This window comes from Bacillus sp. 123MFChir2, assembly GCF_000383235.1.
Lineage (GTDB): Bacteria > Bacillota > Bacilli > Bacillales > Bacillaceae_G > Bacillus_A.
Window position 1 is genome coordinate 14085 of record NZ_KB910929.1, and the last position, 22068, is coordinate 36152.

Annotated in this window: 25 protein-coding genes and 1 other annotated feature (1 of these 26 cut by a window edge); of the genes, 16 read left to right on the forward strand and 9 right to left on the reverse strand. The window is 37.2% G+C overall.

The features are described 5' to 3' along the window. Positions 1 to 26: 26 nt before the first annotated feature. Positions 27 to 575: a MarR family winged helix-turn-helix transcriptional regulator gene (locus H280_RS0105415; RefSeq protein WP_020060101.1), complete on the reverse strand. Its 549-nt coding sequence runs from the start codon at positions 573 to 575 to the stop codon at positions 27 to 29. Between the two features lie 163 nt (positions 576 to 738). Between H280_RS0105415 and H280_RS0105420 the strand changes: the two genes are divergently transcribed. The 4 genes from H280_RS0105420 (at position 739) to H280_RS0105435 (ending at position 4986) form a co-directional block, all read left to right on the forward strand. Beyond that, positions 739 to 2565 carry a M3 family oligoendopeptidase gene (locus H280_RS0105420; protein WP_020060102.1) on the forward strand — a complete coding sequence of 609 codons (1827 nt, stop codon included), beginning with the start codon at positions 739 to 741 and terminating at the stop codon, positions 2563 to 2565. Continuing rightward, positions 2559 to 3473: a phosphotransferase family protein gene (locus tag H280_RS0105425; RefSeq protein WP_020060103.1), complete on the forward strand. Its 915-nt coding sequence runs from the start codon at positions 2559 to 2561 to the stop codon at positions 3471 to 3473. Before H280_RS0105420 ends, H280_RS0105425 begins: the two co-directional genes overlap by 7 nt. Before the next feature lie 229 nt (positions 3474 to 3702). After that, positions 3703 to 4440: a class I SAM-dependent methyltransferase gene (locus H280_RS0105430; protein ID WP_020060104.1), complete on the forward strand. Its 738-nt coding sequence runs from the start codon at positions 3703 to 3705 to the stop codon at positions 4438 to 4440. Between the two features lie 48 nt (positions 4441 to 4488). Next, a complete protein-coding gene (locus H280_RS0105435) occupies positions 4489 to 4986 on the forward strand; it encodes a GNAT family N-acetyltransferase (RefSeq protein ID WP_020060105.1) in 498 nt (165 codons plus the stop codon). 130 nt (positions 4987 to 5116) lie between these two features. Here H280_RS0105435 and H280_RS0105440 read toward each other — a convergent pair whose 3' ends face one another. Further along, positions 5117 to 5482 (reverse strand): hypothetical protein, encoded by a 366-nt coding sequence (locus H280_RS0105440; RefSeq protein WP_020060106.1) that lies wholly within the window; start codon positions 5480 to 5482, stop codon positions 5117 to 5119. Between the two features lie 273 nt (positions 5483 to 5755). Here H280_RS0105440 and H280_RS0105445 point away from each other — a divergent pair, with 273 nt between their 5' ends. After that, on the forward strand, positions 5756 to 6187 hold the full coding sequence (locus tag H280_RS0105445) for a VOC family protein (RefSeq protein WP_020060107.1): 432 nt from the start codon (positions 5756 to 5758) through the stop codon (positions 6185 to 6187). A gap of 87 nt (positions 6188 to 6274) precedes the next feature. Then, positions 6275 to 6643, forward strand: a complete 369-nt coding sequence (locus tag H280_RS23070; RefSeq protein WP_231401765.1) for a cytidine deaminase — start codon at positions 6275 to 6277, stop codon at positions 6641 to 6643. Between the two features lie 240 nt (positions 6644 to 6883). On the opposite strand, the gene H280_RS0105455 is transcribed toward H280_RS23070, so the two are convergent. After that, entirely contained in the window at positions 6884 to 7999 is a 1116-nt protein-coding gene (locus H280_RS0105455; RefSeq protein ID WP_020060109.1) for an aminopeptidase, read from the reverse strand. A 199-nt stretch (positions 8000 to 8198) separates the two neighbouring features. Between H280_RS0105455 and H280_RS0105460 the strand changes: the two genes are divergently transcribed. The 5 genes from H280_RS0105460 (at position 8199) to H280_RS0105480 (ending at position 12286) form a co-directional block, all read left to right on the forward strand. Then, a complete protein-coding gene (locus H280_RS0105460; protein WP_020060110.1) occupies positions 8199 to 8702 on the forward strand; it encodes a DUF948 domain-containing protein in 504 nt (167 codons plus the stop codon). A 1-nt stretch (position 8703) separates the two neighbouring features. Further along, positions 8704 to 9030, forward strand: coding sequence for a bacillithiol system redox-active protein YtxJ (gene ytxJ / locus H280_RS0105465; RefSeq protein WP_020060111.1), 327 nt, complete (start codon positions 8704 to 8706; stop codon positions 9028 to 9030). A 222-nt stretch (positions 9031 to 9252) separates the two neighbouring features. Next, positions 9253 to 10323: a bifunctional 3-deoxy-7-phosphoheptulonate synthase/chorismate mutase gene (locus tag H280_RS0105470; protein WP_020060112.1), complete on the forward strand. Its 1071-nt coding sequence runs from the start codon at positions 9253 to 9255 to the stop codon at positions 10321 to 10323. Between the two features lie 554 nt (positions 10324 to 10877). Next, positions 10878 to 11876 carry a catabolite control protein A gene (gene ccpA, locus H280_RS0105475; RefSeq protein WP_020060113.1) on the forward strand — a complete coding sequence of 333 codons (999 nt, stop codon included), beginning with the start codon at positions 10878 to 10880 and terminating at the stop codon, positions 11874 to 11876. Between the two features lie 137 nt (positions 11877 to 12013). After that, the gene (locus H280_RS0105480; protein WP_020060114.1) at positions 12014 to 12286 is read left to right on the forward strand and encodes a DUF3917 domain-containing protein; all 273 of its coding nucleotides are present in this window, start codon (positions 12014 to 12016) and stop codon (positions 12284 to 12286) included. 44 nt (positions 12287 to 12330) lie between these two features. On the opposite strand, the gene mscL is transcribed toward H280_RS0105480, so the two are convergent. The 6 genes from mscL to H280_RS0105510 all read right to left on the reverse strand — a co-directional run bounded on the left by mscL (position 12331) and on the right by H280_RS0105510 (position 17537). Continuing rightward, complete coding sequence (gene mscL, locus H280_RS0105485) at positions 12331 to 12729, reverse strand: large conductance mechanosensitive channel protein MscL (protein WP_020060115.1); 399 nt, start codon at positions 12727 to 12729, stop codon at positions 12331 to 12333. Between the two features lie 396 nt (positions 12730 to 13125). Beyond that, entirely contained in the window at positions 13126 to 14007 is an 882-nt protein-coding gene (locus tag H280_RS0105490) for an alpha/beta fold hydrolase (RefSeq protein WP_020060116.1), read from the reverse strand. Continuing rightward, entirely contained in the window at positions 14007 to 14864 is an 858-nt protein-coding gene (locus tag H280_RS0105495; RefSeq protein WP_020060117.1) for an alpha/beta fold hydrolase, read from the reverse strand. The genes H280_RS0105490 and H280_RS0105495 overlap by 1 nt, the downstream gene beginning before the upstream one ends. Positions 14865 to 15081: 217 nt before the next feature. Continuing rightward, positions 15082 to 16248, reverse strand: a complete 1167-nt coding sequence (locus H280_RS0105500) for an acetoin utilization protein AcuC (RefSeq protein WP_020060118.1) — start codon at positions 16246 to 16248, stop codon at positions 15082 to 15084. Next, positions 16245 to 16889 carry an acetoin utilization AcuB family protein gene (locus tag H280_RS0105505; protein ID WP_020060119.1) on the reverse strand — a complete coding sequence of 215 codons (645 nt, stop codon included), beginning with the start codon at positions 16887 to 16889 and terminating at the stop codon, positions 16245 to 16247. The genes H280_RS0105500 and H280_RS0105505 overlap by 4 nt, the downstream gene beginning before the upstream one ends. Before the next feature lie 15 nt (positions 16890 to 16904). Then, complete coding sequence (locus tag H280_RS0105510; protein WP_020060120.1) at positions 16905 to 17537, reverse strand: GNAT family N-acetyltransferase; 633 nt, start codon at positions 17535 to 17537, stop codon at positions 16905 to 16907. 184 nt (positions 17538 to 17721) lie between these two features. On the opposite strand from H280_RS0105510, the gene acsA reads away from it, so the two are divergent. The 5 genes from acsA to H280_RS0105535 all read left to right on the forward strand — a co-directional run bounded on the left by acsA (position 17722) and on the right by H280_RS0105535 (position 21871). Then, the gene (gene acsA / locus H280_RS0105515) at positions 17722 to 19440 is read left to right on the forward strand and encodes an acetate--CoA ligase (protein WP_020060121.1); all 1719 of its coding nucleotides are present in this window, start codon (positions 17722 to 17724) and stop codon (positions 19438 to 19440) included. A 408-nt stretch (positions 19441 to 19848) separates the two neighbouring features. Continuing rightward, a complete protein-coding gene (locus H280_RS0105520; protein ID WP_034303428.1) occupies positions 19849 to 20481 on the forward strand; it encodes a LysE family translocator in 633 nt (210 codons plus the stop codon). 185 nt (positions 20482 to 20666) lie between these two features. Continuing rightward, entirely contained in the window at positions 20667 to 21122 is a 456-nt protein-coding gene (locus H280_RS0105525; RefSeq protein WP_020060123.1) for a hypothetical protein, read from the forward strand. Next, the gene (locus tag H280_RS0105530) at positions 21103 to 21648 is read left to right on the forward strand and encodes an RNA polymerase sigma factor (RefSeq protein WP_020060124.1); all 546 of its coding nucleotides are present in this window, start codon (positions 21103 to 21105) and stop codon (positions 21646 to 21648) included. The genes H280_RS0105525 and H280_RS0105530 overlap by 20 nt, the downstream gene beginning before the upstream one ends. Further along, the gene (locus tag H280_RS0105535; RefSeq protein ID WP_020060125.1) at positions 21629 to 21871 is read left to right on the forward strand and encodes a hypothetical protein; all 243 of its coding nucleotides are present in this window, start codon (positions 21629 to 21631) and stop codon (positions 21869 to 21871) included. Before H280_RS0105530 ends, H280_RS0105535 begins: the two co-directional genes overlap by 20 nt. Positions 21872 to 21940: 69 nt before the next feature. Further along, positions 21941 to 22068 (forward strand) — a binding site (T-box leader) (it continues 100 nt past the right edge of the window).

Below are 22068 nucleotides of genomic sequence, written 5' to 3' on the forward strand. Positions count from 1 at the left end.
TTGGATAGGTAGCTGTTAATTGTTATTTATCGCCCAACGCCAAGTCGTACTTGCATATTTTCATTTAATTTCTTGATGATTTTCTCAAATACTCGGCGTTCAGTAGGATCTAATTCATCAAAAATAGAGGCACAAACGGACCAATATGTTGGCAATACTTTTTCAACAAACGTACGGCCTTCTTCGGTAATACTGACATGGATTTTTCTACGATCAAACGAGCTGTGTTTTCGTGTAACAAGGTTTCTTTTTTCCAACCAATCAATCATAGAAGTTGCAGATGCCCGCCTAATTCCTAAACGTTCAGCTATTGCTGAAGGAGTTATCACTTTGTTATCATGCAGAGTTATTAAGATTAGCAAATCAAGTTTGCTTTCTGTAATCCCGAAGTGAGCTAACTCTTGATCCATTACATCTAAGATATTATCGCTTAACCATAACATGATTAAGCCCATAGAGGCATCATTACGGTTTGTGCTTGCTGCTGCTGAGTGATTAATAAGCTCTAAATAAGGGTGAATACCCAATTTTGGTAAGGTATCATCTGAATATGTTCCTTTTCCATTCTTACGCATTTTCTTTATGTCTACTCCTTTTAATTAGATTACCTAACTATAATTTATTCTAACTATAAGAAAGGAATTACGCAAGAGGGATTTCAGGGAAATTTATGTTTTTTCTGAATTTACTAATTTTTTGTGATATAATATGGATGGAATTTGTTGGGAGGCGGATGGGATGCGTGAGACTTTACAACAACGCTGGAGTTTGGAAGAGATTTTTCCTGGAGGAAGTGATTCTACTGACTTCAAATATTTTCTTATGAAACTAGGAGAAGATATTTCTAAAGAAATAGCGACAACGATGGAAATTGAGGAACTGGAATCAATAAGTGGATACGAAGAATGGATCAAACGAATGAATCGAATCCAAGAATTATCTATTCGCTTGCTTGAAGCAACTCACTTTGTGGAATGTTTGAAATCAGAAAATGTGGAAGATGAGCAGGCTATTATGTTAAGTGAAAAAGTAAGGAATATCTCATCACAATTTGAGATTGTCGTAAGCGACGTTGAACGAACATTGGTGCATATACCAGACGATACTTGGGAGCAGTTATTACAGCTAGAACAGATCAAACCGATTGCTTATCCACTTCAAGAAAAAAGAGAAGAGGCGAGAGGGAAATTACCAGCAGCACAGGAACAGTTGATTCAAGATCTTTCTATTAATGGCTATCATGCATGGGTTAATTTACATAACTCTGTCATTGGAAAAACAAGGATTGTTCTTGAGGAAGACGGACAAAGGGAATACCTTAATTTTGGACAAGCATATAATCGATTACATTCATCTATCAATCACCATAGTAGGAGGAATCTCGTAAATGCTTTACATAAGGAAAGTGAAAAAATAGCTGAGACATGCGCAGCAGCTCTAAATAACATTGCCGGTTTTCGATTACAGGTGTATAAACACCGAGGAATAGATTCCATTATAACAGAACCGCTCCGTTACAATAGAATGTCACAAACAACGATTGATTCTATGTGGGAAGCTGTTAATCAAAGTAAGCCTATCATAACTTCGTATTTAACAAGAAAGGCACATTTACTAGGGTTAGAAAAAATGGATTGGTTCGATATATATGCGCCTATAGGCGAAGTAACGAAGACTTATACATATGAAGAAGCTGCTGACATAATCCTTACTGGGTTTCATTCTTTTAGCCCTAAATTAGCGGATTATACAAAAAGAGCATTTCAAGAAAGCTGGATTGATTCTGAAAACAGGAACACAAAAGCAAGTGGAGGATTTTCAGCTAGATTTCCGCTAACGAAACAAGCTCGCATCTTTATGAATTTTCAAGGAACACATAATAATCTTGCTATACTTGCCCATGAATTAGGACATTCTTTTCATCAAGGTATTATTTCAAATGATGTTCCACCATTTGCCCAGCAGTATACGATGGCTGTTAGTGAAACAGCTTCTACCTTTGCTGAAACGATTATTTTAAATAAGGTCATTCAAGAGACTTCAAATGAACATGAGAAATTGCTCCTTCTAGAGGCAAAAATACAAAGTGCGCTTAGTTATTTAATCGGAGTACAGGGAAAGTATAGATTCGAAAAAGACTTTTATGAAATCCGAAAAGAGCGGATTGTAGGGGTCGATGAATTGAACCATTTGACGGAGAAGGCTCAGCGGTATGCATTCAATGATTCTCTTGCTTCTTATCATAATTTTTCGTGGGTTTGGAGTCGGCATTTCTATTTCACAGATAAACCTTTTTATAATTTCCCGTATACATTTGGCTTTCTATTTAGCCAAGGCATCTATGCAAATGCCCTTCAAGAAGGACATTCATTTGAAGAGAAATATATAGATTTGCTTCGCGATACTGGCAGAATGACTGCTGAGCAATTAGCATTTCACCATCTTGGCTTTGACTTAACAAAACAAGAATTTTGGGAGAAAGCAATGCAAATTGTTTTACAAGATATAAAAGATTTTCTTGCTTTAACAGAAAAGCCCTTGAGAGAGGAGGGAATGAAATGCTAAATGTAGCATCAAAAACAGAAGAGTTAAGAACGAAATTACAAAACATATTAACGAGAGAATATAAAGAGTTAGGGATTGGAAGCTTAGAAGTAGCAGGAAGCGGCGTCCAAAATATTGTGTTTCGAGGGGATTCTGAAACAAGTTCCTTTGCTTTTCGTGTACCATGGGAGCGTGAAGTTGCTAATATAAATGAAAATTCATTTAGCAGTCGCCTTTCATTGCAAAAGGAAGCAAAGCTCTCTGCGTTTTGTCATTCTCAAGGAATTGCTGTGCCAGCTGTTCATGGACTGCACCTTTCTGAGGAACTTGATTTTTTAATTTCGGATTATATAGTTACTGACGCTACTTCGATTTCTTCTTACAAAATTGGAGAATTAACCAATACGCTTCATCATATGTCGATTGAAGGTCTAAATTACGAAAATGAAAATAGAAGATCAACAGAAAATCATATAGCCGAGCGCCTCGTTAAAAGACTACAATCATTTAACGAAATTACTTCTTTACGTATCTCATTTCCAAAAGCAGAAGAAATTGAAGCGATTTTAAAGGAGGGAGAACAGGTAAAGAGGCTGCTCCATATGGATATTCGACCTGCCAATATAATTGGCCAAGGCGGAGAAATTCAGGCAATTGTCGACTGGGATAATGCTCTCATTGGTCATCCGCTTCTCGAACTAATGAGAATAGCAGAAGTAAATGAAGTGAATTGGAGCGAATTTAAAGCCGGGTATAAAAATGAGCATATTTTTGATTCTCTTCCTAAAATTATTTGTCTGTTTTACAGGCTTGATACGGCAGTGATGCTTGCAAATCTTTTTATTGCTCAGCTTAAACTAAAAGATAAAGGCCTTTATTATAAAGAACGTGTTGAAGCAATTAGTAACGAAATACATAAAATTTTATAAAGTGAAGTTTTATAAAAATAGAAATTTGAAAACCGAAATAAAAAGCATCTTTTTTTAGGTGGGCGAGAGCATCTGGCATGCGTAGAAGCGGTCAGTGCCTATTTCTGCCACGTGCGAAATTTAAAACAAAGGGAGAAAGCTAGTAGAGATTATGCTGTGTCTTCCATAGCAGAGATTTGTATGTTAGTAAATATATATAATGATTGCTTCTATGAAGGGAGAGGGAATCGTGAAACAAGAAAATCTAAAAGTGTATGATCAGAGATATCAACTAATTTATGAATCAGGGATACAATTTTGGAATCAGCATGAACCGCCTCCTCAATTATTGCAACTTGTTGAAGAGCTAGCAGAAGGAGATAAATGTATTGAATTTGGTTGCGGGGAAGGACATGAATCTCGGATGTTAGCTTCAAAAGGGTTTCATGTAACGGCGATAGACTTATCCCCTACAGTTATTAAACATGCTATTAACAATACACATAAAGATTTAGATGTTAAGTATTTAGTTGGTGATGTTACAGATCTTACTAATCTTGGGATAGCAAGTCATACATACGAATTAGCCGTTAATGTAGGATGCTTACATATGATGGCAGAAGATGAAGATCGAATTGCACACTTAAAGGAAGTGAAACGAGTTCTGAAAAGTGGTGGATTATTCTTTTTACAAAATGGATTAGCTTTAGATAGTGTGGTGCCTAAATCAACCGAAGAGGAACATATATTAGAAGAGTTACGATCATTTCACAAACACCAACCTAATCCTGGTGAATTAATAAGTATGCAGGTCTCTACTCCTGAAGGTATAAAAGAGGTTGAAGTGCCTCTATGTCCTGCCGGAAGAACATTATCAATACAAGAATATGTAACAGAATTAGAGGCGGTTGGATTCTCTATCGTATTTGCAGAACAAGGCGGCGGAGCAAATATGCCTTTTGAAGCTATTATTGTAGCGAAATCCTAGATTAAGACATTTTATATGGAATATATACTATAGCTAGGAGAAAAAAACATGGATGTCAATTTAGAAATTGAAAAAGTAAAACTAGAGGATAAAACAGTTTTAAAGAATTTGACGGAACTATATAAATACGATTTTAGCGAATTTGATCCGGAAGATGTGAATGAGCATGGTTTATATGAATATATGTACGTAGATCATTATTTTACAGAGGAAGGTCGCTTTCCGTTTTTTATAAAAGTGAATGGAAAGTATGCAGGATTCGCGCTGATCCGAGAGGTTGAGGAAAATGGCCGGACATACTATTCGATGTCAGAATTTTTTGTTATGAAAAAGTATCGTAAAAGTGGTGTAGGAAGACACGCAGCCTTACAATTGTTTTCTAAATTCCATGGGGAATGGGAAGTCGCAGAGATGGAAGAAAATGTTCCAGCTCAAGCATTTTGGAGGAAAGTCATTTCTTTATACACAAATAATGAGTATCGGGAGATTAGGAAAGCAGATTGGGACGGACCGATTCAAGTGTTTGATTCGAGAGGGAGTATGTAAGCGTTGTAAAGTTATTTAAATTCGATATGGAAATATAAGAGCCTTGCTATATTTTCTTGTAGTAAGACTCTTTAAAGTTGTTTAATTCTTATTGTACTAAAGCACCCGTTACTCTATTTAGTTAGATAAGTTATTTATTAGAAAAATTATCAATCGCTTGAATAGCTAGTTTCAACGCTTTTATTCTTCTTTCTAAAAGCGTTCTTTGGGGACTACCAGCCTTTGACTTATCATAAATGTTCTCAATTGATGGAAGCAAACCAGTAAGAACATTGCGAGCTGCTGTTAAATCTTCATGAGTGTAATGATGGGGTCTTTGATTCCAAACGTTTTCTAGCATTGCTAAGCCGATGCAAACAGCTTTGAGTCGTTTCTTTACTAAGGTAGTATTTGCGCCTTTCTGAGTCATCTGTGACAAGGCATTTTCGCGTTTACTGATTGTCGATTGTAAAGATTTTATTGATTCCAATTTATCTACATTTGATATGTTTTCCATGTTAGTACTGTCCCTTCTTCATTTTTGAATTATTTTTCTTGATACTTGATAAAATCGTTAAGAATCTAATTTCACTCGCAATATTTTAACATAAATAACCAACTTTATTTGAGATGGATTCTCAATAATTTGGTCCAATTGTTGAACACAAGTTAATTAACACTCTTCAACTAACCTGCCTGTTAGTCCAATAAGAATTAAACAACTTTATTATTTTTTTAACAACTTTTTTGCCACTTAACAAGTGTTTCTATACATTATGGAGGGGATATCATGGTACTGCAAAGAGTAAGCTTAATAACAATTGGTGCGTTTAACTTACCGGTTCTTCGCACGTTTTATAAAAGCTTAGGATGGGAAGAGACAGAAATAAGTTCAGATACTTACGCTGCGTTTAAAACGGCGGGTGTTATTCTTTCGATTTTTCCTATTGAGGAGTTAGCAAAGGATGCTGGTGTTTCCATTACTCAAAATATAGAAACTTTTCGCGGTGTAACGTTTGCGATTAACGTAGATCACCCTGAACAAGTTGATACTACAATCGAGGAAATTCGCAAAGTAGGCGGAAGAATTTTCCGTGAGCCAAGCGATGCTTTCTGGGGAGGACGAACAGCTTATTTTGCTGATCCTGAAAACAATCTTTGGGAGATTGCTTGGAATCCTGATTCTGTATTTGATGAAAGAGGAGCTATGCTTGCGTTTTAATTATTAGAAAGGGAATTTTATATGAATATGAAAACTTATCCTGTAACATCAGATGATTTGAAGTTAATTTAGGAAGCGACGACGAAAATTAAGACCTTATATAAAGAAAATTGTCATCATGTGGGTGCAGCATTGCGTACTATATCTGGTGAAATTGTATCAGCTGTTCATATTGAAGCGTATGTAGGGCGAGTTACGGTTTGTGCGGAAGCAATCGCAATTGGTAGTGCAATATCAAATGGTCATAAAGGGTTTGGTACCATTGTGGCTGTTCGTCATCCCTATTCAGATGAACCGAATCAAGAAATTACAGTAGTAAGTCCGTGTGGCATGTGCAGAGAACTTATTTCAGATTATGCGCCTCATTGTTTTGTACTTTTAGAGGTTGGCAATGAAATTATTAAAACGACAGTTGATGAATTAATTCCTTATAAGTATAAAAGAAAGTCAACTTAATAAATGTAGTCTATATATGTATGACGAGAGCATCTGGCCGTGCATAGAAACGGTCAGTGTTTTTTCATGCATTTAGAATGTTGAACATTGTCGAAGTGTCTTTATTTCTTGTCGAAGCGCCGATATATTGAGAAAAGTGGTCGATATATTCGAAAACTCCTTCTTATATATTAGTAAACATATAAGAAGGAGTTGATCAAAGAGATATCTACATCTTTTTGATCAACTCCTTTGTCTATCTTATTTCAAGTTCTCAGGGTTTAATGCTTCTAATTCAGGTACAACGAAGCGGCCGTCTTTACGGATTAATACGTCGTCGAAGTAAATTTCACCGCCGCCGTATTCAGGGCGCTGGATGCATACTAAATCCCAGTGGATGTTAGAGTTGTTGCCATTCCATGCATCGTCATATGCTTGTCCAGGTGTGAAGTGGAAGCTGCCGTCGATTTTCTCATCGAATAGAATATCGCCCATTGGATGTAAAATGTATGGGTTTACGCCGATTGCGAATTCACCAACGTAGCGTGCACCTTCGTCTGTATCGAAAATTTTGTTAATGCGCTCTGTATCGTTTGCAGTTGCTTCAACGATTTGACCGTCTTTAAATGTAAGTTTTACATTTTCGAACATGTAACCGTTGTAAGGAGATGGTGTGTTGTAAGAAACTGTACCGTTAACAGAATCGCGAACAGGCGCAGAGTATACTTCGCCGTCTGGAATATTTAAGTGACCAGCACATTTAACTGCCGGGATGTCTTTAATAGAGAATGTTAAGTCAGTGCCAGGTCCAACAAGACGCACTTTATCTGTTTTGTTCATGAACTCAACAAGGTTGTCCATCGCTTTATCCATTTTCGCGTAGTCTAAGTTACATACGTCAAAGTAGAAGTCTTCAAATCCTTCTGTGCTCATTTTTGCAAGCTGTGCCATTGCAGCATTTGGATAGCGCAGTACAACCCATCTTGTTTTTGGAACACGAATGTCTCTATGTACTTTTTTGCCTACTGTGTTACCGTAAACTTTCATGCGCTCACTTGGAACGTCCGCTTGTTCATTTACGTTATCACCAGAGCGAAGTCCGATATAAGCATCCATATCTTTCATTACGCTTGCTTCATATGCAGCGATTTGCTCGAAATGTTCTTCTGTTGCGCCCATCATTAAAGAGCGGTCTACTTGATGATCTTTTAATAGTACGAATGGATAACCACCAGCTTCATATGCAGCTTTTACAAGTGCTGTTACTAGCTCTTTTTGTAAGCCGAAGTTTTCGATTAATACTTTTTCGCCTTTTTGTAAACGAATAGAGTAATTAATTAAATTTTTTGCTAATGTTTCAATACGTGGGTCTTTCATATGTAAAACCTCCCTTATATATGTATCCTTCCTTATTGTAACCTACTTATCTAAATTTGTTTAATGATTTATCGAAATATTGGCAAGAAAATTATAAATGTACAACGTAAAATTCATAGCCAAATATGGAACAATTAGAATGAAACGGAAAATGATTGTATAATAGAAAAAAGCATAAAAATATAAAGGAGTGATTCGGATGCAAATTCTTTTATACGTCAGTGTAGCCATTATCGCAATTGCGTTTGCTGTATTAGTTGTTTATGTATGTCGAACATTACTATCTGTTCAAAAGACGTTAGAAAATGTCGCAAGTACGATGGAAGGCCTGGAAAAACAAATGCAAGGCATTACAGTGGAAACAGAGCAACTTCTTCATAAAACAAATGCATTAGCAGATGATATTCAACAAAAATCACAGTCATTAAATAAAGTGATGGAAGGTGTGGAGGGAATCGGAACAACGATTCATTCCTTAAACACACGATTACGCGGCGTTTCTGACTCTGTTGCCCATCAAGTAGAAAATAATGCTGATAAAGTAGCACAAGTTGTGCAATGGAGTAATGCAGTCATTGATGTGTATAATCGTTTCCGGGCAAGAAAGAAAGAAGAGGAAGTAGAGCAGTTTGAAAGAACAGAGAAAAAGCCGAAAAAAGAGAAGAAATTACCGCGACTTCCGATTCGAATGAGAGGCGAATAATATGAGCATGACAAAAATTGAAACAATGGAACAGTTTGAAGAAATCATAGCAAGTAAAGAGCCATATATCTTGTTTAAACATAGCACAACATGTCCGATTAGCCACGGTGGTTTCACAGCGTTTCAAGAATACCTTGATGAAGAGCAAGCTGTGCCAGCCTATTATTTATATGTACAAGATGCACGTCCAGTTTCTAACAAAATCGCGGAGTGCTTTGGAATTAGACATGAATCGCCGCAAGTATTATACATAAAAGGTGGAAAAGTGCTCTGGCATGCATCGCATTGGAACATTACGAAGCAAGCGTTAAAAGAAAATATTAAGTAAGGTAAAGCAAGCAAATGCGCTTGCTTTTTTGTTTGCTGAAAATAGTATTGATGGTCTATATTTCTTTACGGTTAAATGAAGGGAAAATAACAATTCCACACGCAGTCTCATGCGATGTGTATGAAGTGACATCTGCATATGTATCATATATAATAAGTTATCTTATGAATGATATTTATATTTGTTAGTATACATATAACACTTGAAAGAGGTGGCTTTATTATGGCATCACAGGAGTTTGATCGGTTACGTTCTCAAATTGATGAAATGAATTTACAAATTTTAAAATTATTAAATGACCGCGGTCGTCTCGTACAAGAAGTTGGCAAGTTAAAAGAAGGACAAGGTGTGAAACGGTTTGATCCAGTACGTGAACGCAAAATGCTCGATTTAATTGCGGAAAATAACGATGGACCATTTGAAACATCAACGCTTCAACATTTATTTAAACAAATTTTTAAAACAGGTTTAGAACTACAAGAAGATGATCATCGTAAAGCTCTTCTTGTATCACGTAAGAAAAAGTCAGAAGATACGATTGTTGACATTAAAGGTGAAAAAATTGGTGACGGCAATGCGCATTTCATTATGGGACCATGTGCAGTTGAAAGCTATGAGCAAGTTCGTCAAGTAGCTGCCGCAATGAAAGAACAAGGCTTAAAGCTGATGCGCGGCGGAGCATTTAAACCGCGTACATCACCATATGATTTCCAAGGTCTTGGCGTTGAAGGGTTGAAGATTTTACGCCAAGTAGCAGATGAGTATGATTTAGCTGTTATTAGTGAAATTTTAAATCCGAATGATATTGAAATGGCGCTTGATTATGTAGATGTTATTCAAATTGGTGCACGTAATATGCAAAACTTCGAGCTGTTAAAAGCGGCTGGTTCTGTGAAAAAACCGGTATTATTAAAACGAGGATTATCGGCAACAATTGAAGAGTTTATGCATGCGGCAGAATATATTATTGCACAAGGAAATGGCGATATTATTTTATGCGAGCGGGGTATTCGTACGTATGAGAAAGCGACGCGAAATACGTTAGATATTTCTGCTGTACCAATTTTAAAGAAAGAAACGCATTTGCCAGTTGTTGTGGATGTAACACATTCAACAGGGCGTCGTGATTTATTGTTGCCAACTGCAAAAGCCGCAATGGCAATTGGTGCAGATGCGGTTATGGCAGAAGTACATCCAGATCCAGCTGTTGCACTTTCTGATTCAGCACAGCAAATGGACATTCCAGAGTTCAATGCATTTATGAGTGAATTAAAAGCATTTCGTATGAGATAGGGTGAAACTTTAATCAGTGGGGTTTTTTTCATCCCCCACTGATTATTAGCCCTCACCAATCGGGCTTTTATGGGCAGTTTATCTCCCACCTAACTTCTTTAGAAAAGCGGAAGCGGCTCGCTCAGAATCGCAGGACGTTGGAGCCCCTGACAGAGAGGTGTTCTCTGCCTCGTCCGAGGGGGCGAAACGACCGGAGATTCTAGCCGCTGGAGAGCTGGACTTTGTTTTTGCTGAATTTTGAGGTGGGGGGTATTACTGCCCACGAATAGCGGGATAGATCAGGATAAAGGCTTCAAAAATCTATGTAGCTGTGTGCTGCATAGATTTTTTTCTTAAAAATGGGTATTTTTCTATTAAAAATATGAAAATATAAGAAAAGGAACGAATTTTTTCGAAACTTTTGCGGGAAAATATTGTCTCAATCCTTAGTTGTGTCGTATCATTAGTGAAAGGGCTCGGAAGTGACATCTTTAAGTAGAGTGGATGTCTTTTTTTCATTCAAGTTAACTGATACATATTATATAGATGAATTTTATAAAGGAGTGTGTGAAAAGATGAACGTAACAATATATGATGTAGCGCGCGAAGCGAATGTCTCAATGGCAACAGTATCACGTGTTGTGAATGGCAACCCAAATGTAAAACCAACAACAAGAAAGAAAGTATTAGAGGCAATTGAGCACCTTGGTTATCGTCCAAATGCAGTAGCACGTGGATTAGCAAGTAAGAAAACAACGACAGTTGGGGTTATTATTCCAGATATTTCGAACACGTTTTATGCAGAACTAGCACGTGGTATTGAAGATATCGCAACAATGTACAAATATAATATTATTTTAAGTAACTCTGACCAAAACAAAGAGAAAGAATTCCATTTATTAAATACAATGCTTGGGAAACAAGTAGATGGTATCGTATTTATGGGAGAAGATATTACAGAGGCTCACGTAGAAGAATTTAAAAAATCTCCTGTACCAATCGTACTTGCGGCATCGTTTGATGATCAAAATATTACACCATCTGTAAATATCGATTACACACAAGCAGCGTATGATGCGATGAAGCATTTCTTAGAGCAAGGTCATACAAGAGTTGGTTTCGTATCTGGACCTTACGTTGATAAAGCAGGCAGTGCGAAAAAATTACAAGGTTACAAGCGAGCATTAGAAGAAGCTGGCATTGCTTACGACGAAGAGCTTGTTGTGGATGGCGACTATACATACGATTCTGGTATGGAAGCGTTAGACAAACTATTGGAACTTGCTGAAAAACCAACAGCGGTATTTGTGTCTTCTGATGAAATGGCATTAGGTGTCATCCATGCAGCACAAGATAAAGGTTTAAACGTACCAAATGATCTAGAAGTACTTGGTTTTGACAATACGCGCCTTGCCCTTATGGTACGCCCGCAGCTTTCAACAGTTGTCCAACCAATGTATGACATCGGAGCAGTTGCAATGCGTTTATTAACAAAATACATGAACAAAGAAACGGTAGAAGATCATACAGTTATTTTACCGCACCGCATTCAGTTTAGAAATTCAACGAAGTAATAAGATGAAAACTCGTGGAAATATTACCACGAGTTTTTTTCTTTTGAACAGAGAGAGTTGTTTTGAAAGGGAAGTTTCACTTTACTACTATTTCTAATGTATAATGGTACTAAAGGCTATGTGAGGGGGAGATGAAATTGATCATTCTTTGGGGGATTACACTTTGCGTGACGGCTCTATTTGCTTATATGACATTAAAACAGAGTGGTATGAGACGCTTTATTCCTGGTAGTACTTTGGCAGGAATAGCCCTAATCACATATATTACTTCCATTTTTTTAGAAAGCGCTGGAGAACAAGTACATGAGAAATTTGTGTTTTTTTCTACTACATTATTTGTAGGCGCTATCATTATTTTACTTGTTGCAGGAATTATTTTGTTTATTCATACAAACTCAGAAACATTATAAAAAAGAGAGCAGGCATACAATACCTGCTCTCTTTATCTATGTTATTATGCATTATCTCGTGATGCATTTTGTTGTTTTAATAAATCGCGAATTTCTGTAAGAAGTATTTCTTCTTTTGATGGTGCTGGTACTTCTTCTTTCTTTTCTTCTTCTTTTTTGAATGTTAGCTTATTAAATAGTTTAATAAATAAGAAGATAGAGAATGCGATGATGAAGAAGTCAACTACAGTTTGAATGAAGGCACCGTATTTTAAAGTATCTTTACCAAGCGGATAAGCTAGTTTTGAAAAATTAATGCCACCAAGTAATAATCCAAGTAATGGAATAATAATATCATTTACTAATGAAGAAACAATTTTACCAAACGCGCCGCCAATTACAACCCCGACAGCTAAGTCCAAAACGTTTCCTTTCAAAGCGAACTTTTTAAACTCGTTCCACATCTATAATTCCACCCTTTCCACGATTCACTATGAAGTTTATAATTCCTATCAACATATTCTATACAAAGTTTAGATAGAAATAAAGGGCAGAAGAGAATGAAAATAAATTCGGAAAACTAAACGAGTTTTCCTTTTTTGTTGTTATTTTCCAATAATATATAAATACAAGTTGACTTTTTAACATATAAGTCGCTGCTATGCAGAACAAAACATGGCCGCTGCTTGCTTTCTACCTTTGTTTTAAACTTTGCACGTGGCAGGAAAAGGACCTGACCGCTTCTATGCATGGCCAGTTGCTCTCGCCCACCGAAAAAGAAAAGGGTTTTTATATTAGTTTTTTAATTCGCATATATATATAACAAAATAGATTCCAAGATGTACTTAGTGATTCCTTTTTCATAAGCGAAGAAACTTCTTAATAGCTAGCGCATATGCTTCTGTTTCTTCAATATCTGGAAAATGAGCGCTATGCTCAAAGAATACAAAGGAAGCGTTCGGCATATTGTTAGCGAGCCCTTTCGCCATTTCTGCTCCTGTATTCCGGTCATGTTTTCCGACGAGGAAAAGGGATGGAATAGTAATTTCGGATGTACGCTCTTTCAAAGGAATAGCAGGCGGAGATTGGGATAAGACTTTCGCCATCACACCTGGATTTGTTAATCCGCTTTCTTCCCAAAGTGAACGATTATGTTTTGCGTATTGTTCATTATGAAAAAGTAGGCAATCGACTGTTGTTGTATCAACAATACTCCACACCATATCGTATTTTTCCTTTAAAGATATCGGGATTTGTTGAATATGCTGAATCTGTTGTTTCATGTCTTGATGGGCAATCTTTTCAAATCCAGTAAGCTGAATATGATACGTATGTTCATAGTCACCGGAAGAAGGAGCTTGTAGAAGTAATGTTTCGACTCGATTTGGATAAGTTAACGCATATTCTAGACTAAGTTGTCCGCCAAAAGAATAACCAAGTAGATGGAATTTTGGAATCTGTAATGTCGCCCTTAGTTTTTCTAGATCATCGACTAGAATACCGATAGAGTAATCTTTTTCATTTTCGGGAGCATCAGAACGCCCGCACCCGCGTTGTTCATAATAAATGACAGTCGCAAATTCTTCTAGTTTTGGACCAATTGTTCGTTCAAATGTATAATGGTTTCCGCCTGGACCACCGTGAACGACGACAATTGGTATTGTTTTATGTCCTGCACCGGCAATTTTACACCAATGGCGTATGCAATTCACTGTTATGTAAGTCGTTCCATTTTGCAGCATTATAAATGTTCACTGCCTTCCTTCAAAGAATGATAGAATGTTGTAATCACAGATGCAAATTTCTTTTCCTCTTCTAAAAATGGATAATGATTGCTGTTTTCGAAAGGAATGAACGAAGAACCTTGTATACCTTGGTGTATTTGTAATGAGGAGGCAATTGGGCATTGCACATCGTGTTTTCCACAAATGATTAACGTTTTTGTTGTTATGTTAGTAAGTTGTTCGCTTACATCAAAGCTGCGAAATTCTTTGGCAAAATAGTTCATACGGCTTGTGGCCATCGTTTTATAGATTGCTTTTGAGAAGTATGTTTCATATTGCTCTGGCTTGTATAAGGATAACTTTGTACGCTCGGTTGATAAAGTAATTCTTTCTTCTTTTGTAAGCTGCGGCAATTTCAAATCTTCAATAAGCTGCTGCATATAGGAAAACTGCGGATGTTCTAGATGATAAATGCAGTCTTTTGTTTTTGTATAATCACTAGCAGCAGCGCCAATGACTACTAACGATTGTAAGGACTTTGGATAATTTATAGCATATAAAAGTCCAAGCATGCCGCCAGTAGAATGCCCTGCAAAATGCCATGACGAAATGTGCAGTGCTTCTCGAATTGCTTCTAAATCTTGAATTGTTTCTTTCATACTTAATTCATCTTCTTCAGAAGCAGTTACTGAATTTCCTGCATCTTTTAAGTTAATTAATATAACTTTATATAAAGATGTGAAGCTATTGGCAAAATAATCGCCCGTCTCATTGAATTGTGAGTAAAGGTGTGTAATGCAAATCGGCTCTCCGTGTCCTTTTGTAAATAGTTCAAAAGTTCCACGGTCTGTATGGATAAATTGTTGTTTCCACATAAGCGTATCTCCTTTGTATATAAAGTAAAACTGAGATCTTACTGGACGTAAATGCGGGATAAAATTCAACATAAAAGACAGCTACGCAGACAAAACATGCCATCTACTTGCTTGTTCTTTTTGTTTTAAACACGGCAAGTGGAAGAAAAAGGCCCTGACCGCTACTACACACGGCCAGATGCTCTTGTCCCCCTTAAAAAGAAAGAGGTTTTTATCTTTAATACAAAACCTTTTTCATATTATTCCGAATTATCTCCAGACACTTCGCTACAGTTAATTCGTTTTTCTCTTCTATTTCTTGTTTGCGTGGAATCGGGTTATACATGTCGCCCTGGTCTTCCCATGTGAGCGGGAGATCTGTCTTAGCTTGTCCTTTCCAAGCTTCAATCCATTCTGGTGGGAGATGCCCTGAGATGTTTTGGATGTTGTTCATTTCGAGCCAAATGAGTGCCCAAGCTCTTGGAACGACGCGCCAAATATCATAGCCGCCGCCACCGACTGCAATCCAGCGGCCGTTGCAATATTTATGGGCAATTTCATGAGCGATCTTCGGAATTTCACGGTAAATTTGTATTGTTGAACAAAGGTGTGTGAGAGGATCGTAATAATGAGCATCAGCTCCGTTTTGCGTTAAAATAATATCTGGTTTGAAATAGTCAGCGACTTCCCTGATAACGGTCCGATATGCATGTAGAAATGAATCATCTTCTGTAAAGGCATCGAGAGGAACGTTAAAAGAATAGCTGTATCCATTGCCTTGTCCACGCTCATTTACGGCCCCTGTTCCTGGAAATAAATAACGGCCTGTTTCATGCAATGAAATTGTACATACGTTAGGATCGTCATAAAAGGACCACTGCACGCCATCACCGTGATGAGCGTCTGTATCGATGTATAAAACACGAAGACCGTATTTTTGTTGTATATATTTAATGGCAATCGAGCTGTCATTATAAATACAAAATCCAGAGGCTTTCCCGCGAAAGCCATGATGTAATCCGCCGCCGAGATTGAGAGCATGTTCTGCTTTTCCTTCAAGAATGGCATCGACCGCAGTTAAGGTGCCGCCAACGAGAAGGGCACTTGCTTCATGCATGTTTGGAAATATGGGTGTATCGTCTGTTCCAAGCCCATAGGATATGGCAAGTGATTGTTCTAATGTTCCTTTTCCAGCACGTTTTACTGCATTTATGTACTCTTCTGTATGAATCAAAGCAATTTCTTCATCCGTTGCCATTCGTGGTGGAATAACTTGTGAAGGGTGGATAAAGCCTCCTTTTTGCAGCAAATCATAGGTCAGTTTTACCCGAAGCTGATTGAAAGGATGATCAGGGCTAAAGGAATAGCCCTGATAATCTTCTGAGTAAATGAATACATTTTTCATGATTCCATCCCCGCAATATTTGGCCATAAAACATGGTAGCCTTTTTGTTCTAACTCTTCAATTGCTTTAAGAGGATTCATTGTTTGAATACGGAAAACAAGAACTTTGTCGCTCTCTTCTTTTGCTGGATAGACGAGAACGCTCACAATGTTAATTTTCAATTCGCTGAAAACAGCAACAACTTTTCCGAGAATACCAGGTTCATTTTTCACTTGAATTTCAATTTGTGAACTTGGTTGATGAGCACCTGTTAGTTTGACAAGTGTATGTAATACTGTTGATTCCGAAATAATGCCGACAAGCTTACCGCTTTTTGTGACAGGAAGACAACCAATTTTATTTTCAAAAAATAACGTGGCAATTTCTTCAACGAAATCAAGAGGATGACATGTCATAACGGGATGCTTCATAATACGTTCAATCGGCTCTTGAAGAGCATCCCTTGAAACGTGTTCATCAAGAATGGACGGACTTGCATCGCGAACGTCACGGTCGGAAATAATGCCGACAACTTCGTATTGTTCATTTACAACTGGAATGTGCCGAATACTATGTGCTGCTAATGTTCTTAAAGCTGTTTCAATCGTGTCGGTTGGGCGCAGCGTTGTTACATTTTGATTCATGATTTCTTCAACGATCATGATGTAATCCCCCTTTTAGTACATGAAACGATTTTGGAAGCGTAAGCGGTCAAATTGTTGGATAGATGATGTATCAACTCGTTTTCCAATGCGGACCATTAAGCAGTTTGCTGGATGTGAACAAATTTCTGGATCATCTGTGGCCATCCATTCCAGCCCACCAGCATTCATCATTTTCTCCATTACTTTTCGATATTCCCAGACATTGAGTCCGGTTTGTTTTAAATCCCAGTGCCAGTAATATTCAGTTGTTAAAATAATGTAGTCTTCCATATGATCATCCATCATAGAAACTTCTAATAAGTTCTTTCCAACAGCACAGCCGCGAAAATCAGGGGCAACTTCAATTGCGCCAAGCTCAATTAAATTGTTCATTTTTCCTTCAGACCATCGTTCAAGAGGGTCTGGGTATAAATATGTTGCATAGCCAACAATTGTATGTTCATGACGAGCAATAATAATTCGAGCTTCTGGTAGTTTAGAAATCTCGACAATTGCTTTATATTGCTGAGCCGCAGGTCGAAAGGCAACTAAATCAGGATGAAACTCATATGTTTCTAAATTATGCGTCTGGACAGGGCCTTCAATAATTAAGGTTCCTTTTGGTGCTTTTAAATTTCTTACATTGTAAACTTTACTATGAATCAATTTTAGGCTCACCACCTTCAGAACTTTGTGAATCTACTATCTATTTTATACTACTGTACTCAGTATGCGATGTGAATCGAAATTTGTCAGTAAAAATTTGTCTGAAATTCTTAAAAAATACTGAAAATTATAAAATATATATTTATAATAGATTTATATGGTACATAGAAGGGGGATGTAAAGAATGAAAGTAGAAACACTTCCAGTTATTCAAGGGGAAAATAATTTGTTAAATTATGATGAAATATATCAAAATTTTAATTGGGAAGAGGTTAATCAAAATTTTTCTTGGCATGAAACTGGGCGAGTAAATATGGCTTATGAGGCCATTGATCGACATGCCCAATCCCACCGTAAAAATAAAGTAGCATTGTATTATCAAGATGGTGCGAGAAAAGAGAAATATACGTTTAAAGAAATGAAAGAATTGTCGAATAAAGCAGGAAATGTTTTGAAAAATTATGGGGATGTCGAAAAAGGCGATCGGGTCTTTATTTTTATGCCTCGTTCACCGGAATTGTATTTTACTTTACTTGGTGCCACAAAGCTTGGAGCAATCGTTGGCCCATTATTTGAAGCTTTCATGGAAGCGGCTGTATGTGACCGCCTGGTGGATAGTGAAGCAAAGGTGCTTGTAACAACACCAGAATTGTTAGCACGTATACCTTTTAATGATTTACCAGCATTAAAAACAGTATTTGTTGTTGGAGAAGGTGTAGAAGATGGCGGTAAGGTTGTAGCATTTAATCCACTTTTTGAACAAGCCTCTAATAAGCTGAAAATGGAATGGCTTGGAAGAGAAGATGGGCTCATTTTACATTATACATCTGGCTCAACAGGGAAACCAAAAGGTGTGCTGCATGTTCAAAATGCAATGGTGCAGCATTATCAAACAGCAAAATGGGTGCTCGATTTAAAAGAAGATGATGTGTATTGGTGCACAGCAGATCCAGGCTGGGTAACAGGAACATCCTATGGTATTTTTGCGCCTTGGTTAGTTGGAGCTTCTAACGTCGTGTTAGGCGGACGCTTTAGCCCGGATGCTTGGTATGAAACGCTTCAAGATTACGGTGTAACAGTTTGGTATAGCGCTCCGACAGCATTTCGTATGTTAATGGGTGCTGGTGACGATACGCTAAAAAAATATGATTTATCAGCTCTTCGTCATATTTTAAGTGTTGGGGAACCGTTAAACCCAGAAGTAATTCGCTGGGCGATGAAAGTGTTCCATCTTCGTATTCATGATACGTGGTGGATGACGGAAACAGGCGGACAAGTTATCTGTAACTACCCTTGTATGGAAATTCGTCCAGGATCAATGGGAAAACCAATTCCTGGCGTGAAGGCAGCGATCGTTGATAATGAAGGGAATGAATTGCCGCCATACACAATGGGGAACTTAGCAATTGGAAAAGGATGGCCATCGATGATGCGTGCTGTTTGGAATAACCCGCAAAAATATGAGTCTTATTTTATGCCAGGAGACTGGTATGTGTCAGGTGACTCGGCATATATGGATGAAGATGGCTACTTCTGGTTCCAAGGGCGTATTGACGATGTGATTATGACGTCTGGTGAACGTGTTGGTCCGTTTGAAGTAGAAAGTAAATTAATTGAGCATACAGCAGTTGCAGAAGCTGGTGTTATCGGGATTCCAGATCCTGTACGCGGAGAAATTATTAAAGCGTTCATTGCACTGCGCGCAGGTTATGAGCCATCTGAAGAACTAAAAGAAGATATTCGTCAATTTGTGAAAAAAGGACTAGCTGCTCATGCAGCGCCGAGACAAATTGAATTCCGTGATAAATTACCGAAAACGAGAAGCGGTAAAATTATGCGCCGTGTATTAAAGGCATGGGAGTTAAACTTACCAACAGGAGACTTGTCTACGATGGAAGATTAAACAAGAAAGGTCTGAACATTCTTCGTTCAGGCCTTTCTTGTTTAGCGTATAATGAAATTATGCAGCGTTACAGATAAATATATAAATACAAATTGAAAAACTAACATAAAAACCCTTTTCTTTTTCGGTGGGCGAGAGTAACTGGCCATGCATAGCAGCGACTTAGATGTTAAAAAGTCAACTTGTATTTATATATGTAATGTATAAAATGCAGCAGAGCATGCAAGAAGGGTAATACAATGGTATAAAGTGAAACTTTAATCAGTAGGACTGATTATTAGTTGAACCAATCGGGCTTTTACGGGCAGTTTATCTCCCGCCTAACTTCTTTGCTTTCGCTGAATTTTGAGGTGGGAGTATTACTGCCCGTTAATGCGGGATAAAGAAAAGATTTAATCTTTTGGAGGGATGTTAGTGACGCAATATTATCTTTTTGTTACGATGTCAATTTTTCTTATTATTTTGCCAGGACCTGATACGGGATTAGTAACGCAGAATACAATACTGCAGGGGAAACAAGGCGGAATGAAAACTGTTTTTGGTATTTTATGTGGTTTAAGTATCCATACATTAGCATCTGTACTTGGGATTTCGACAATTCTTGTTAAATCGGCATTTTTATTTTCTATTTTTAAGTATATTGGTGCTATTTATCTTATTTATTTAGGATGTGTCTCATTATGGTCTTTACGGAAGAAAGGAAAACAAACAGAGGATCTTACAGTTGAAAATAAGTATCGAGGTGCTTCTTGCTTTAGGCAAGGTTTTCTTACCAATTTGTTAAATCCCAAAGTAGCTATTTTCTTTCTAACGTTTTTACCGCAATTTATACAGCATAATGGAAATGCGTTTTTTCAACTTTGCATTATGGGAATGACATATACAGTTTTAACCCTTTTGTGGTTTATACTCTACATTTATTTAATCAATGCAATTCGGACGTGGATGAAAAAGCCGTCTACAGAGCGGGCAATTCAAGGCATAAGCGGTTTTGTGCTTGTGGCATTTGGTATTAAATTAGCGCTGGAAAAACGACCGTAATCATGAAAGAAATATAGTAAAACTTCCCTTAGTGGGGGAGATTCATTCTCTTCGCTTTCTTTGAATCGTGAGGTTATGGTATTTCTGCCCAAAAGTAGCGGGATAAAAAAATAAAATGTTTTTTGAACCAATTGCTCCCATCATTTGTATAAGTTTATGAAAAGTAAATTAGGGGGGCACTTTAAATGTCGAATAAATGGATGCTTTCATTCGTTTTGATCAGTATTATAATCGTAATTGCTTTAGGGACACTTTTGCCTATAGCGATAGGATTTAAAGTTTCAATGATTACGTTAGCGTGTATGATGCTTATTATATTTTCAATTCTTATCCCATTTGATAAGAAATATATCGTACGAAAAGCCGGGAATAAAATCGATTTTACAAAAACAAAAGTATACTTTCGCTGGAATGTATTTGATACCATATCTGTCTGTATTGCGGTGTACGCTTGTATATGCGTATATGTGTTATTTTTCTTAGTTTCAAGCGGATTAACAGTTCAAAATCCATATGTGCAATTTTTTGCGAATCAAGCGCTGGTTTGGACATTAGTCGCAAGTATGTATTTAATTAGCCGCATCTCTTTAACATTAAAGGGGATAAAGGAGATTAAAAAACATGGCGCAGATTGGGATTGAGGAGGAGTTGATGCTCTCCTATCAAAAAGGAGATGAACAAGCCGGGGAACGATTATATGTTTTAATCAAACCTGCGTTATATACTTTTTTATATCGTTTTAATCGTGATGAACAGTTGAGTCAAGATCTCGTTCAAGATACGTTCCTTACATTAGAACGTAAGAAGCAAATGTATGATGTTGAAAAGGGGAAAGTGAAAACGTATTTGTTTCAAGTTGCATATCGGTTAATGATCAATAAGCTTAATCGTAGAAAAAAATGGCGTTCGCTTCTTCCTTTTTTTATTTCGATTGAAGAGAAGGGGATTTCAAAAGAAGACCGTTTTACGATTCGAGAAGCTATTTTAAAAGTTCCAGAAGAGCAGCGAGCTGTGCTGATTCTTTCGTATTATCATGATATGCCTCATAAGGAAATTGCTGATGTATTATGTATTCCGATCGGGACGGTTAAATCAAGATTGCATCATGGAATAAAAAAATTGAAGCAATTGTTGGAGGTGGATGATATTGAACGAAAATCCCTTTGATAAAGAATATAGATTGAAACAGCATTTAGAAAGTGATTATGTGGAAGTTCCTGATTTTCCGCAAAAAGTGAATAGGGGAGATCGATTTTTACGCTTTCTTGCGTCTCCGGCTAAAGATCCTATTGAATCGACAATTGGGAATGATTTATCAATTGTGTTTCACGTCTCTCTATTAGCAGGTGTGCCGATTCTTTCTATACTAACGATACTCATTGCCAGCTAGTAAGTATAAGAGAAAAAACTGTATTTGACAGGCATATACAAATGATGTTATAAAGAAAAGTATATAAATAAACGAGCGTGGAAAGGGAACAGTAGTGATCATTTCCCTGTTTTAGAGAGCTGATGGTCGGTGAAAATCAGCACATAAATGATCGCGAATTACGACCCTGGAGCATCTTTCTTCGATTGGATTTCATC